At 68.1% G+C, this 13,518-nt stretch carries 15 protein-coding genes; 7 read left to right on the plus strand and 8 right to left on the minus strand.

All coding sequences use genetic code 11. From position 1 onward, the window contains the following. Positions 1–58: 58 nt before the first annotated feature. The 3 genes from cbbX to HHL10_RS12580 are packed head-to-tail and all read right to left on the minus strand — an operon-like array spanning position 59 to position 2,907. The gene (cbbX, locus tag HHL10_RS12570) at positions 59–982 is read right to left on the minus strand and encodes a CbbX protein (protein WP_169160706.1); all 924 of its coding nucleotides are present in this window, start codon (positions 980–982) and stop codon (positions 59–61) included. Between the two features lie 15 nt (positions 983–997). Then, entirely contained in the window at positions 998–1,417 is a 420-nt protein-coding gene (locus HHL10_RS12575; protein ID WP_169160707.1) for a ribulose bisphosphate carboxylase small subunit, read from the minus strand. A 23-nt stretch (positions 1,418–1,440) separates the two neighbouring features. Next, complete coding sequence (locus tag HHL10_RS12580; protein ID WP_169160708.1) at positions 1,441–2,907, minus strand: form I ribulose bisphosphate carboxylase large subunit; 1,467 nt, start codon at positions 2,905–2,907, stop codon at positions 1,441–1,443. Positions 2,908–3,034: 127 nt separating this feature from the next. On the opposite strand from HHL10_RS12580, the gene HHL10_RS12585 reads away from it, so the two are divergent. The 7 genes from HHL10_RS12585 to HHL10_RS12615 all read left to right on the plus strand — a co-directional run bounded on the left by HHL10_RS12585 (position 3,035) and on the right by HHL10_RS12615 (position 9,589). Then, positions 3,035–3,988 carry a LysR family transcriptional regulator gene (locus tag HHL10_RS12585; RefSeq protein WP_169160709.1) on the plus strand — a complete coding sequence of 318 codons (954 nt, stop codon included), beginning with the start codon at positions 3,035–3,037 and terminating at the stop codon, positions 3,986–3,988. Positions 3,989–4,194: 206 nt separating this feature from the next. Beyond that, complete coding sequence (locus HHL10_RS12590) at positions 4,195–5,961, plus strand: methanol/ethanol family PQQ-dependent dehydrogenase (protein WP_205833026.1); 1,767 nt, start codon at positions 4,195–4,197, stop codon at positions 5,959–5,961. Positions 5,962–6,105: 144 nt separating this feature from the next. Next, positions 6,106–6,507, plus strand: a complete 402-nt coding sequence (locus HHL10_RS12595) for a c-type cytochrome (protein ID WP_169160711.1) — start codon at positions 6,106–6,108, stop codon at positions 6,505–6,507. Further along, positions 6,507–7,400: a quinoprotein dehydrogenase-associated putative ABC transporter substrate-binding protein gene (locus HHL10_RS12600; protein ID WP_169160712.1), complete on the plus strand. Its 894-nt coding sequence runs from the start codon at positions 6,507–6,509 to the stop codon at positions 7,398–7,400. The genes HHL10_RS12595 and HHL10_RS12600 overlap by 1 nt, the downstream gene beginning before the upstream one ends. A 4-nt stretch (positions 7,401–7,404) precedes the next feature. Continuing rightward, entirely contained in the window at positions 7,405–8,478 is a 1,074-nt protein-coding gene (locus HHL10_RS12605; protein ID WP_169160713.1) for a tetratricopeptide repeat-containing S1 family peptidase, read from the plus strand. Continuing rightward, on the plus strand, positions 8,475–9,206 hold the full coding sequence (locus HHL10_RS12610; RefSeq protein WP_169160714.1) for a hypothetical protein: 732 nt from the start codon (positions 8,475–8,477) through the stop codon (positions 9,204–9,206). The genes HHL10_RS12605 and HHL10_RS12610 overlap by 4 nt, the downstream gene beginning before the upstream one ends. Continuing rightward, the gene (locus HHL10_RS12615; protein ID WP_169160715.1) at positions 9,203–9,589 is read left to right on the plus strand and encodes a hypothetical protein; all 387 of its coding nucleotides are present in this window, start codon (positions 9,203–9,205) and stop codon (positions 9,587–9,589) included. Before HHL10_RS12610 ends, HHL10_RS12615 begins: the two co-directional genes overlap by 4 nt. 48 nt (positions 9,590–9,637) lie before the next feature. Here HHL10_RS12615 and HHL10_RS31000 read toward each other — a convergent pair whose 3' ends face one another. The 5 genes from HHL10_RS31000 to HHL10_RS12635 all read right to left on the minus strand — a co-directional run bounded on the left by HHL10_RS31000 (position 9,638) and on the right by HHL10_RS12635 (position 13,347). Next, positions 9,638–9,769 (minus strand): hypothetical protein, encoded by a 132-nt coding sequence (locus HHL10_RS31000; protein WP_259373249.1) that lies wholly within the window; start codon positions 9,767–9,769, stop codon positions 9,638–9,640. 12 nt (positions 9,770–9,781) lie between these two features. After that, positions 9,782–10,099 (minus strand): hypothetical protein, encoded by a 318-nt coding sequence (locus tag HHL10_RS12620; protein ID WP_169160716.1) that lies wholly within the window; start codon positions 10,097–10,099, stop codon positions 9,782–9,784. Then, positions 10,096–10,581: a hypothetical protein gene (locus tag HHL10_RS12625; RefSeq protein WP_169160717.1), complete on the minus strand. Its 486-nt coding sequence runs from the start codon at positions 10,579–10,581 to the stop codon at positions 10,096–10,098. The genes HHL10_RS12620 and HHL10_RS12625 overlap by 4 nt, the downstream gene beginning before the upstream one ends. A gap of 136 nt (positions 10,582–10,717) precedes the next feature. Continuing rightward, positions 10,718–11,266, minus strand: a complete 549-nt coding sequence (locus HHL10_RS12630) for a DUF3280 domain-containing protein (protein ID WP_169160718.1) — start codon at positions 11,264–11,266, stop codon at positions 10,718–10,720. A gap of 2 nt (positions 11,267–11,268) precedes the next feature. Continuing rightward, entirely contained in the window at positions 11,269–13,347 is a 2,079-nt protein-coding gene (locus HHL10_RS12635) for a sigma-54-dependent Fis family transcriptional regulator (protein WP_169160719.1), read from the minus strand. Between the last annotated feature and the right edge of the window lie 171 nt (positions 13,348–13,518).

Raw genomic sequence — 13,518 nt, forward strand, 5'->3', positions numbered from 1 at the left:
GGGCTACAGGGCTTCAACAGGCTCAGCCCGAACGGGATGCTTGTGTTCATCAAACGAGTCAGGTGTCGGCAGTGGCCGAGGTGGAAAACACCCGGCTGGCCAGCACGTCGGCGGCCTCCAGGGTGACGAGGTCGTCGGGCTGCAGCGGCGTGTCGCTGTCGAACAGCCGCGTGGCGTGGCGCAGCCGGATGCGGTCCAGCGCGTTGCGGATGGAGCGCGCGTTGGCAAAGTGCGGCTGCAGCCGGCGCAGCGCGATGTAGCGCGCGAAGGCTTCTTCCGCCTCGTCGTCGAGGCGGTAGTGCAGCTTCTGCAGCATCAGCTGGGCGATGCGCAGCAGCTCGGCCTCGTCGTAGTCGGGAAAGTCGATGTGGTGCGCGATGCGCGAGGCCATCCCCGGGTTGGAGCCGAAGAAGGTCTGCATGCGGTCCTTGTAGCCGGCCAGGATCACCACGATGTCCTCGCGCTGGTTCTCCATCACCTGCAGCAGGATCTCGATGGCCTCCTGGCCGTAGTCGCGCTCGTTCTCCGGGCGGTAGAGGTAGTAGGCCTCGTCGATGAACAGCACGCCGCCCATGGCCTTCTTCAGTACCTCGCGCGTCTTGGGCGCGGTGTGGCCGATGAACTGGCCCACCAGGTCGTCGCGGGTCACGGCCACGAGGTGGCCCTTGCGCACGTAGCCCAGCTGTTTCAGCACCTCGGCCATGCGCAGCGCCACGGTGGTCTTGCCGGTGCCGGGGTTGCCGGTGAAGCACATGTGCAGCGAGGGTGGCTGCGAGTTGAGGCCTTGTTGCGCGCGCAGCTTGTCCACCAGCAGCAGCGCGGCGATGTCGCGGATGCGGCCCTTCACCGGCGCCAGGCCCACCAGCTCGGCATCGAGCTGCGTGAGCACCGATTTCACGCCGCTGCTCTCGAAGAGCTGGCGCGGGCTGAGGGCCGCACCAGCCTCCGGGGAGGCGGCCGCTTCGAGCACTTCGGCTTCCATGGCAGCCTCCCGCGCTCAGTAGCGTGCGCCCTCGGGCTTGGCCTGCGCGGCGTAGCCCTCGATGCGGTAGTGGATCTGCCGGCCCGGCCCTTCGGAGCGCACCAGGCGGAAGCCGGGCTCGTCCTGCGGGCGGTTCACGATGAAGGACAGCACCACCGATTCGACCCCGTGCGTGGAATCGAAGGCCGTGACGCGGATGTAGTGGTTGGGAAAGGCCTTGCGGCAGTCCTTGATCTCCATGAGCACGCCGGCCGGGTCCTGCAGGTCGAACATCGGGTTGCCGTGCATCTCCCAGAAGGTGTTGCGGGGATGGGGGTCGTCGGTGTACTCGATGCCGACGGCCCAGCCTTTGTCGAGGGCGTATTCGACCTGCTTGAGGATCTGCTCGTCGCTGAGGTCGGGCAGGAAGGAGAAGGTGCCTTGGGTCAGACGCATGGTGGGGGCTCCGTTTGCAACGTTCAGGCCACGGACGGCGTGGGCACGAAGTCCGAGGTGTCGGTGGGCGTGTAGTTGAAGCTGATCTCGCCCCAGGTATCGAGGGCGGCCTGCAGCGGCGTGCACCACTTGGCGGCGGCGCGCAGGATGTCGGGGCCTTCTTCCTTGATGTCGCGGCCCTCGTTGCGGGCCAGCACCATGGCTTCGAGCGCGACGCGGTTGGCGGTGGCGCCGGCCTGGATGCCCTGCGGGTGGCCGATGGTGCCGCCGCCGAACTGCAGCACCACGTCGTCGCCGAACAGGTCGATGAGCTGGTGCATCTGGCCGGCGTGGATGCCGCCCGAGGCCACGGGCATGACCTTGCGCAGCGCGCCCCAGTCCTGCTCGAAGAAGATGCCGCGCGGCAGGTCGGGCACCGTGTGCGCGTCGCGGCACACGTTGTAATAGCCCTGTACCGTCAGCGGGTCACCTTCGAGCTTGCCCACCGCCGTGCCGGCGTGGATGTGGTCCACGCCCGTCAGGCGCATCCACTTGGCGATGACGCGGAAGGACACGCCATGGCTCTTCTGCCGGGTGTAGGTGCCGTGGCCCGCGCGGTGCAGGTGCAGGATCATGTCGTGCTGCCGGCACCAGTGCGACAGGCTCTGGATGGCCGTGTAGCCCACCACCAAGTCCACCATGATGATCACCGAGCCCAGCTCCTTGGCGAACTCGGCGCGGCGGTACATCTCCTCCATCGAGCCGGCGGTGACGTTGAGGTAGCTGCCCTTGACCTCGCCGGTGGCGGCGCTGGCCTTGTTGACCGCGTCCATCACGAACAGGAAGCGGTCGCGCCAGTGCATGAAGGGCTGCGAGTTGATGTTCTCGTCGTCCTTCATGAAGTCCAGGCCGCCCTTGAGGCCTTCGTAGACCACGCGGCCGTAGTTGCGGCCCGACAGGCCGAGCTTGGGCTTGGTGGTGGCGCCCAGCAGCGGGCGGCCGAATTTGTCCAGCCGCTCGCGCTCCACGATGATCCCGGTGGGCGGGCCGCTGAAGGTCTTGACGTAGGCCACGGGGAAGCGCATGTCCTCCAGCCGCGCCGCCTTCAGCGGCTTGAAGCTGAAGACGTTGCCGATGATGGAGGCGGCCACGTTGGTGATGGAGCCTTCCTCGAACAGGCTCAGGTCGTAGGCCACGTAGCAGAACCACTGGCCCGGCTGGCCCGGCACGGGCTCCACGCGGTAGGCCTTGGCGCGGTACATGTCGCAGGCGGTGAGCCGGTCGGTCCAGACCACGGTCCAGGTCGCGGTGGAGGACTCGCCCGCCACCGCCGCGGCGGCTTCCACCGGGTCCACGCCGTCCTGCGGCGTGATGCGGAACAGCGCCAGGATGTCGGTGTCCTTGGGCTCGTAGTCCGGGTTCCAGTAGCCCATCTGGGCGTACTTCAGGACGCCGGCCGCGTAGCGCTTGCTGGCGTCCACGATCTGCTTGAGTTCATTCATCTCGCCCATCAGCTGCTCCTCGGTGGTGGTTGGTTCGATGCGTCGGCATCGGCTTGGGAGCAAATCTAGGGACGAGCTGGCATCAGGAAAAGTTAATTATTTTTAAGGTGCTATCAGTCCGGACTAATATCAGTGCATGTCAGCCCTGCGCCATGCCACCTTCAAGCAGCTCGCCGCCCTGCATGCCGTGGCGCGGCTGGGCAGCGTCTCGGCCGCCGCGGCGGAGCTGCACCTGACGCAGCCGGCGGTGTCGATCCAGATCGGCGCGCTGGAGGCGGCGGCGGGCACGCCGCTGCTGCAGCGCACCGGGCGCGGCATCCGGCTCACCGAGGCCGGCACGCTGCTGGCGGGCTATGCCGGGCGCATCCTGGAGCTGTGGCGCGAGGCCGGCGACGAGATGGCGGCGCAGCACGGAGACTTTTCGGGAACGCTGCGCGTGGGTGCGGTCACCACGGCCGAGTACCTGCTGCCGCCGCTGCTGGTGGCGTTCGCCAACGCGCATCCGAAGGTGAAGGTGAAGCTGCAGGTGGGCAACCGCGACCAGATCGTGCGCATGCTCGCCGGCCAGGAGGTGGACCTGGCCATCATGGGCCGCCCGCCGGCGGAGCTGAAGACGGTGTCGGCGTCGTTTGCGCGCCACCCCATGGCCTTCCTGGCGGCGCCGGGGCATGCGCTGATGCAGCAGCGCGGTCTCAACTTGGCACAGTTGCTCGACGCCGAGCTGCTGGTGCGCGAGCGCGGCTCGGGCACGCGCGCGACGGTGGAAACGCTGTTCAAGGAGGCCGGGCTGCCGCTGCGCATCGGCTCGGAGATGTCGAGCAACGAGGCCATCAAGCAGCTCGCCGCGGCCGGGCTGGGCGTGGCCTTCCTGTCGCTGCACACCTGCACGCTGGAGATGCAGGCCGGGCTGCTGGCGCTGCTGCCGCTGCCGGGCAACCCGATCGAGCGCGACTGGTACGTCATGCACCTGGCGGCACGCCAGCTGCCGCAGGTGGCGGCGGCCTTCGAGCGCTTCCTGTGCGAGCAGGGCCAGGACCTCGTGCGCGCCCAGCTGGAGCGCCGCCCGGCCGCGCCCGCTGTAACGCGCTGACGCGCGCGCGGAGCGCGACTGTTCAATTTTGACCCTCACCGCAGGGTCTGCACCTAGTGGTTGGGTGCGCGCCCGCTCACTACAACGCCTGCCTGGGAACCCGTCGAGGACGCCACGGTGTGCCCGCTGACATTCACCAGGAGACGACAATGACCATGAGACTGAAGCCCTCCCTTGCTGTGCTGGCCCATGCCTTCGGTGGGCTGATGCTCGCTGCCCCCACCGTGGCCTCGGCCAACGCCGACGTGGAAAAGAACATCGCCAACCCGCGCAACTGGGCCGTGCAGGCGGGCGACATGTTCAACCAGCGCTACAGCCAGCTCAAGCAGATCAACAAGGGCAACGTCGGCAAGATGCAGGTGGCGTGGACCTTCTCCACCGGCGTGCTGCGCGGCCACGAGGGCTCGCCGCTGGTGATCGACGGCACGATGTACCTGCACTCGCCCTTCCCCAACAAGGTCTTCGCCCTCGACCTCGAGACGCAGAAGATCAAGTGGAAGTACGAGCCCAAGCAGGACACCGCCGTGATCGCGCAGATGTGCTGCGACACCGTCAACCGCGGCCTGGCCTATGCCGAGGGCAAGGTCTTCCTGCAGCAGGCCGACTCCACGCTGGTGGCGCTGGACGCCAATACCGGCAAGGTGATCTGGAGCGTCAAGAACGGTGACCCGAAGGTCGGCGCGGTCAACACCAACGCGCCGCACGTCTTCAAGGACAAGGTCATCACCGGCATCTCCGGCGGCGAGTGGGGCGTGCGCGGCTTCCTGGCCGCCTACGACATCAACACCGGCCGCCAGGTCTGGAAGGCCTACAGCGTCGGCCCCGATGCCGAGATGCTGATGGACCCCGAGAAGACCATGACCTGGGCCGACGGCGGCCTGAAGCCCGTGGGCAAGGATTCCTCGCTCAAGACCTGGCAGGGCGACCAGTGGAAGACCGGCGGCGGCACCACCTGGGGCTGGTACAGCTACGACAAGGCCACCAACATGGTCTATTACGGGACCGGCAACCCCTCCACCTGGAACCCGGCGCAGCGCCCCGGCGACAACAAGTGGTCCATGACCATCTTCGCGCGCGACCTCGACACCGGCGTGGCCAAGTGGGCCTACCAGATGACGCCTTACGACGAGTGGGACTTCGACGGCATCAACGAGATGATCCTGGCCGACATCCCGGTCAAGGGCAAGCAGACCAAGGCGCTGGTGCACTTCGACCGCAACGGCTTTGCCTACACCATGGACCGCGTCACCGGCGCGCTGCTGGTGGCCGAGAAATACGACCCCACGGTGAACTGGGCCACGCACGTGGACATGCGCACCGGGCGCCCGCAGGTGGTCAAGCAGTACTCCACGGCGCAGAACGGGCCTGACGTCAACACCAAGGGCATCTGCCCCGCGGCGCTGGGCACCAAGGACCAGCAGCCCGCCTCCTTCGACCCCAACACCAAGCTCTTCTACGTGCCCACCAACCACGTGTGCATGGACTACGAGCCGTTCAAGGTCGAGTACACGGCCGGCCAGCCCTATGTGGGCGCCACGCTGTCGATGTACCCCACGCCCAACAGCCACGGCGGCATGGGCAACTACATCACCTGGGACGCCGGCACCGGCAAGATCGTGCAGAGCAAGCCCGAGAAGTTCTCGGTGTGGAGCGGCGCGCTCAACACCGCCGGCGGCTTGAGCTGCTACGGCACGCTTGAGGGCTACCTGAAGTGCGTCGATGCCAACGACATCTCCAAGGAGCTGTTCAGGTTCAAGACGCCCTCCGGGATCATCGGCAACGTGTTCACCTACGAGCACAAGGGCAAGCAGTACATGGGCGTGTTCTCGGGCATTGGCGGCTGGGCCGGCATCGGCATGGCCGCGGGCCTGGAGAAGGCCAACGACGGCCTGGGCGCCGTCGGCGGCTACCGCGAACTGAGCCAGTACACCGAGCTCGGCGGCTCGCTGACCGTGTTCGCGCTGCCCAACTGAGCCGGCTCGCCTTCCATACCAAGCACAAGCAGATCAGCGCCTGAAGCAGGGCGCTGAGCGCGCGGCGGCAGGCGCGTCCCATCCCCCGATGGGCGCGCCCGTTGCCCGCGTTTCCTCACCGACGATCGTTGGAGTGAACCTTTCATGAAGTTCCGCAAAACCGCCCTGACGGCCCTGTCGTGCCTTGCCCTGTTCGGCGTCGCGGTCTACAGCAATGCGCAGGGCAACCAGCTCTACACGGTGGTGGATGGCAACAAGGTCGATCCCCAGACCATGAAGGGCTTCCGCACCTGGCGCTCCGCCGCCTGCGACCGCTGCCATGGCCCGAACCAGGAAGGCATGGTCGGCCCCTCGCTCATCGAGAGCCTCAAGAAGCTCAGCAAGGACGAGTTCACCAAGACCGTGCTGGAAGGCCGCCTCGAAAAGGGCATGCCCTCCTTCGGCAGCAATCCCGCCGTGGCCGAGAACATCGACCACCTCTACGCCTACCTCAAGGGCCGCTCGGACGGGGCCATCACTTCTGCCCGGGTGCAGGAGATGCCGTGATGAACGCCGCCTTTCCGCGCTCGCGCCGGCGCGGCTGGAGCGCGGCGCTGTTCCTCGGCGCCCTGGTGGCGGCAGCGCCCGCCGCCGCGCAGGAGGAGCCGCCACGCCAGGCCTTCAAGGTCTGCCAGGACCCGCACAACCTGCCCTTCTCCAGCGCCCAGGGCAACGGCATCGAGAACCGCATCGCCGAGCTCTTCGCCCGCGACCTCGGCCTGAAGCTGGAGTACTACAACTTCCCGAATCGCCTGGCCTTCATCCGCAACACGCTGCGCTACAAGCTCCCCGGCGAGGATTGGCGCTGCGACGTGGTGCTGGGGGTGCCCGAGGGCTTCGACCAGGTGTCGGTGACCAAGCCCTACTACCGCTCGACCTACGCGCTGGTGTTCCCGCGCGGCAAGGCGCTGGACGCGGTGCGCACGGGCCAGGACTTCCTCCAGCTCAATCCGGCCGTGCTGAGCAAGCTGCGCATCGGCGTGCACGACCGCTCGCCGGGCTCGCAGTGGCTGGCCAAGCACCAGCTGGTGGACCGCGCCGTGGTCTACCCGATGATGAGCCCCGACACCGAGCACGATCCCGGCCAGGCCGTGGAGCAGGACCTCGCGGCCGGGCGCATCGACGCGGCGATCCTGTGGGGACCGATGGCCGGCTTCGCCGCCAAGCGCCAGGGCGCGGCCAACCTCGTGGTGGTGCCGCTGGCCTCCGAGCCGGGCGTGCGCTTCGACTACGCCATGGCCATGGGCGTGCGCTACGGCGAGCCGCAGTGGAAGGGCCAGATCGAGGGCCTGATCGAGCGCCACCGCCCCGCCATCCAGGCCATCCTGCGCGAGTACGGCGTGCCGCTGGTGGAGCAGCAGCCGGCGGGCGCCGGCGGCCGTCCCGCGCCCAAGGACTGACATCGTGGCGCACCGGCTTTCGCCGCGGCATCGCAGCCTCATGGGCTCGGCCCTGCTGGCGGCCTGCCTGGTCAGCAGTAACAGCGCGCATGCGGAGTTCGACCGCCGCTCGCTGATCCTGCTGGGCCGCAGCGTGATGCGCGTCGAGGCCGAGGGCGAGAACGGCCGGCTGCAGCTGGGCTCGGGCGTGGTCATCGCCCGGGAGCGCGTGGTCACCAACTGCCATGTCACGCGCAACGCCCGCAACATCTCGGTGGTGCAGGCCGGCACGCGCTGGTCGGTGCAGGCGCAGTCGCTGGATGCCGAGCGCGACCTGTGCGTGCTGCAGGTGCCGGGCTTGCCCAACGCGCCGGTGCCGCTGGGGCGCGCCGCCTCGCTGCGCGAGGGCCACGAGCTGGCCGCGCTGGGCTACACCGGCGGCCCGGCCCTGCAGATCAGCGGCGGCAGCGTCGTGGCGCTGCACCACTGGAGCGGCAACGTCGTGATCCAGTGCAGCAACGGCTTCACCTCCGGCGCCAGCGGCGGCGGGCTGTTCGATCGCGACGGCCGCCTGGTGGGCATCCTCACCTTCCGCCTGCCCGGCGGCCGTACCCACTACTACGCCGTGCCCGCCGAATGGCTGCTCGACGAGGCGCTGGAGCAGCGCATGCGCTTTGCCGAGGTGCGCCCGCACAACGGCGAGAGCTTCTGGCAGCGGCCGACGCCTGCGCAGCCGCTGTTCCTGCAGGCGGCCACGCTGGAGCGCGCCGGCCAGTGGCAGGAGCTGCTGCAGCTGGCCGAGCGCTGGGCCCGCGACGATGCCACCGACGCCGAGCCGCTGTACCTGCGCGCCCTGGCCTACGCCCAGCTCGGCCGCGACGCCGCCGCGGTGCAGAGCTGGCAGCGCAGCCTGGACGTGGACCCGAACTACAGCCGCAGCTGGGCGGCCCTGGCCCAGCTCTACCACCGCAACGGGCAGGCGACCCGGGCACAGCAGGCCATCGAATCCCTCACCGCGCTCAATCCCGGGCTGGCACTGGAAGTGTCGGACCGCTTGCGCGCCGAACCTTCCGAACCGCAGGAATCCACACGCCAATGAGCTTTTCAACCGCACGCCGCTGCACCGGTGCCGCTGCGCTGGCCGCCGCCCTGCTGGGCGGGCTGCCGGTCCAGGCCGCCGAGGAGGCCCCGCGCGTGGCCGGCAGCGGCGCCATCTCGGCCGCCGAACAGCAGATCTTCATGGCGCCGCACCTGCGTGGCCTGCGTTCCGGCACCGTGCTGCGCTATGCCTTCGTGCATGGCGGCTCCATGGAGACCGGCTACCAGGGGCCGCTGGAGCTGCAGCTGCGCGCCGGCGCCGATGGCCGCTGCTGCGACGCCGGTGCCACATCCTTTCCCGAAGCGCAGGGGCCGCGCCCGCTGCCGACGGTCGAAGGCGCCAGCTCGAACCCCGTGATCCTCTATTTCCTGGAGCACGACCTGCGCGAGATGCAGCGCCTCACGCGCGGGCAGATGAACCATTTCCGCCGCCGCATCCGCCTGGCCCTGGCCGAGGATGCACGCAGCGACGACGTCCGCGTGCGCTACCAGGGCCGCGAGCTGAGCGCGCAGCGGCTGCAGGTCAGCCCCTACCTCGACGACCCGATGCGCTCCCGCTTCGAGCAGTACGCCGCCAAGCGCTACGAGTTCGTGCTGGCCGACGTGCCCGGCGGCGTGGTGCAGCTGCGCACGCAGCTGCCCGCCGGCCAGCCCGGCGCCCAGCCGCTGCTCGAAGAAACCCTGACCCTCGAAGGCGCCGAAGTGAGCGCCGCGACTGCGAAACCATGACCCTTTCCTTCGTCCGCCTGACCCGCTTCCTGCGCCGTGCCGCCCCGCCCGCGCTGCTGGCCCTCGCCAGTCCCTGGGCTGCCGCGCACGACTACCCGACTGCGGCGCGCGTGGAATACGTGCAGGCCTGCATGCGCGACCACCCCGGCAGCTACTACGAGATGCTCAACAAGTGCTCGTGCGTGCTCGACCGCCTGGCCAGCGATATTCCCTTTGACGACTTCGTCACCATGAGCACCGCCACCAACGCCAACAGCATCGGCGGCGAGCGTGGCAACACCATCCGCGACACCGAGCCGTTGCAGAAGCAGATCCGCGAGTTCCGCAAGCTGCAGGCGGCGGCGCGGGAGGGCTGCTTCATCAGGAGCCAGGCCGCGCGATAGATGGAATACGGGGCGCCCTGCTCCAGGGCGAGCCCCAAGCGTTGCAAATCAGCTCAGGATGTGTTGCGGCACGGCGCTGCCGCCGTGAGCTTCGATATCGACTTGCTGCGATATTCCAAATTCCACCGGATATTTGAGCTGCGGTAGGTTCTCCACGGCGAATACGGGTTCGAAAACCAAGTCCGATCCGTATCACACCACCCCGTATTTGGCCAGCAAGCCCAGCCCGGTTTTTACAAGCCCCATGAGTTCTTGGAGGCTTCGGTCCTGCTTGATGGCCTCGTCGATGTCACCCAGGATCTTTCTCAGTTCTTCGTCCGACAGGACCGGAGCGGATGTCTGTGCCTCCAGGAATTCTCTGCTGATCACGACGTGAGTGAACGGGTTGTCCGGGCTCTGCAAGGTTTCAGCGGCCGCCACGTCGGCTATCAGGTTCTGGAAACTGACTGCGATCTTTTTCTTCAGATCATGTTCATCCATTTTGCGCTCCTTCGGGATGGTGGTGATCAATTTCCTTTCTTGCTTTTTTCTTCGTCTATTTTGCTGAGGTCCGCGTCGATCTGCGTCAGCAACGTGGAAAAATCGCCGGCGGTAAATTTGTCCGACGCGGAATACTGCATCACCTTGGCATGGAGCGCCTTGAGAATTTCCAGGTTTCGGCTGTTCAGGTATCGGTCTCTTGCCAAGTTGGCTTGCGCCACCAGTGTGGCGCGTTGCTGGGTTCTTTGTGTTTCCAGGCGGTTGATGTCTGCGGCGGTCATTTTCTTGCCTGACAGTTCCAGCTTTTCTATCTCATACCTGAAGATATCAGCCAGCCGCCCGTCAATCATTTTGACAAGTTCGGCGTGATACATGTTCACCGAGTTTTTGTAATCGGCTTCGACGGCGTTGATGGCCGCTGCTTCTTTTTCCAGGGCGATATTCACGGACGCAGGCATGGAGGAGCAGCCCGTGACAAGTGCCATCGCGCAAACCACGATTGCTTTATTCATCGTTTTCTCCGGTCCACAGCCACGGCAGAAATTGTGTGCGTGGCCAGGCCGGGACGCTACGTCTCTGAAGTCACTTGCTGTTTGCCGCCGGCGGTGAGAAACGTACGCGATGAACGAAGCGGGAGGGAGGGGTTTCCTACATCCCGTACTTCGGATTCGTCTGCCGCTTCTGTGCCATGTCGCGCACCATGAAGCGCACGGCCCGCTCCCAGGACTCGTCGTTGTTGCCGCGCATGTCCACCGACTTGGACAGCACCACGCGGCCGCGGCGCACGTCGTGCACCTCGATGTTGAGGTTGAGGATCAGCTCGCTGACCTTCTGCACCCAGCCGGTGATGGCGTAGTCGGTGTCGAGCTGCCGCCCCACCTGCCGCGCGCAGTCCTCGCAGCGGTGCATGTACTCCTGCTCGGCCTGCAGCTTGTCCAGCAGCGCCCGTGCGCCCTGCAGCGGCACGATGCGGTAGAGGCCCTGCGCCTGCAGCTGCTGCTCCAGGCTCTCGCGCGCCTGGCGCAGCCGCCGCTGCAGCGCGGGCTGCCCTTCCGGGTTGGGATGGTCGTCGAGCAGGTCGAAGTCGATGACCACGGCGCTGGGCGGCGGCGTCTGCTGGGCCCAGGCCGGGGCCGCCAGCGCGGCGGCCAGGACGGCGAGCAGGCGGCGGCGCCGCATCGGGTGGAGCGGCCTCATCTTCAGCGCCGGCGCAGCTTGCGGTAGATGGTGTTGCGGCTGATGCCCAGCCGCTTCGAGGCCAGCGAGATGTTGCCGTCGAGCTCCTGCACCACGCGCAGGATGGTCTGCATCTCCAGCTCCTCCAGCGTGGCGGTGGACTTCGCCGCATCGGGCTGCGGCGCCGGGGTCCGGGCGGCGTCGTTGGCCGCGCCCGGGCTGCCGGGCGGTGCCGCGCGCCGCTGTGCCGCGCGCTGCAGGTCCTCGATGAAGTCATCGGGCAGGTGCGCGCGGGTGATGGCCGGATCGTCGCCCGCCATCGCCGCCGCGGCGCGCAGCACGTTGACGAGCTGGCGCACGTTGCCCGGCCAGTGGTAGCCCTGCAGCAGCTGCACCACCTCCGCATCCAGCGCCGGCGTGCGCAGCGGGCAGCGGCTGCGCAGGATCTTGTGCGCCAGCGCCATCAGGTCGCTGCGTTCGCGCAGCGGCGGCACCCGCACCGACAGCCCGTTGAGCCGGTAGTACAGGTCTTCGCGGAAGGTCTGCTGCTCGATCATGTCGCGCAGGTTGCAGTGCGTGGCCGCGATCACGGCCACGTCGGCCGCCAGCGCGCGCGTGCCGCCCAGCGGCGTGACCTCGCGCTCCTGCAGCACGCGCAGCAGCCGCGCCTGCAGCGCCAGCGGCATGTCGCCCACCTCGTCCAGGAACAGCGTGCCGCCGTGGGCCTGCAGGATGCGCCCCACCGCGCCGCGCCGGCGCGCGCCGGTGAAGGCGCCTTCCTCGTAGCCGAACAGCTCGGCCTCGATCAGCGACTCCGGGATGCTGGCGCAGTTGACGGCGACGAAGGGCTGGCGCGCGCGCGAGGATTCCTGGTGGATGGCGCGCGCCAGCACCTCCTTGCCGGTGCCGGTCTCGCCCAGGATCAGTACCGCGATGTCGCGGTCGATGACGCGGCGCAGCTTGGCCACCACCGTCTCGACTTGCGCGTCGCCGGTCTGCAGCCAGGACAGGTCGGGCGCGGCCTCGGCCTCCGGCGCGGCGCGGGCGCGCTCGCGGGCTTGCGGCGCGGGCGGCGCCGGCTCGGCCGCGACCTCGGTGACCTCCCTGACCTCGGCGACGGGCGCCTCGGGGCCGCCCAGCTCCATGGCCGGGCGCACCAGCGGCCAGTTCATCTGCAAGCGCGCGTGCAGCTGCAGCCCGTTGGCCAGCGTGAGCGCCAGCGGGCCGGTCGAGGCGCTGCGCGCCTGGCCCAGCAGCCGCGCCAGGTCCATGCCGAAGAGGCTTTCCAGGCTGTTCATGCGCAGCCCGGCGGGGCTCAGGCCGAGCAGGTCCAGCGCGCTGCGATTGGCGCCCATGAGGCGGCCGTCCTCGCCCACGGCCAGGATGCCGCCCATGAGCGTGTCGATGAACTCCACGCGGCTGTGGAAGTGCAGCCGCAGCGCGTGGCGGCAGTCGTCGGTGAGCCAGTGGTTCTCGATCATGCGCGCCGACATCTTCACCAGCCCCAGCGTGTGGGCGTGGAAGGTGCGGTGGTCGCCGGTGACGTCGAGCACGCCCAGCAGGTTGCCGCGCGGGTCGAAGATGGGCGCTGCCGAGCAGGTCAAGAAGTCGTTGGCGTACATGAAATGCTCGTCGGCATGCACGAACACCGGCTCTTCCGTCACCAGCGCCGTGCCCATGCCGTTGGTGCCCTTGCTGCTCTCGGACCAGTTCACGCCCGGCGCCAGGGCCACCTTGGCCGTGCGCTCCATCAGGTCGGAGTGGCCCACCGAGTGCAGCACCGTGCCCTGCGTGTCGGCCAGCACCACCATGCTCTTGCTCACCAGGATCTGCTCCAGCAGCAGCTCCATCACCGGCGCGGCATGGACGAAGAGGCGACGGTTGCGCTCATGCGCCAGCGCCAGGTCGGCACGCGGCAGCGGGGTGTAGTCGCCATGGCCGATGCGCGTCAGCCCCAGGGCCGCGCAGCGCTCGTGCGATTTGCGGATCGCTTCCACGTGCGCCGGGTCGCTGGGCACCAGCACGCTCGTGGCCGAATGCCCGAAGCCCAGCTCGCGCTTGCGGCCGGACGCCGTGCCATCGGTAGGACGGGTCGTGAGCATCACTGTCCTTTCAGTCCGCCCAAGGCGAACGTCTCCTCTGGGTTTTCTTACAGGCGGCGCAGCATACGCCTGCGGCGCTCCGTGACACTGTGTCCTGATTCCAGGGCAGCAGCAGGGTTGTCCGACATCTGGGATTGCAACAAGTACGCCATGACGTCGCCGTGGAACGGG

The organism is Azohydromonas caseinilytica, from assembly GCF_012927045.1.
In the GTDB taxonomy this organism is placed as follows: domain Bacteria; phylum Pseudomonadota; class Gammaproteobacteria; order Burkholderiales; family Burkholderiaceae_C; genus Azohydromonas; species Azohydromonas caseinilytica.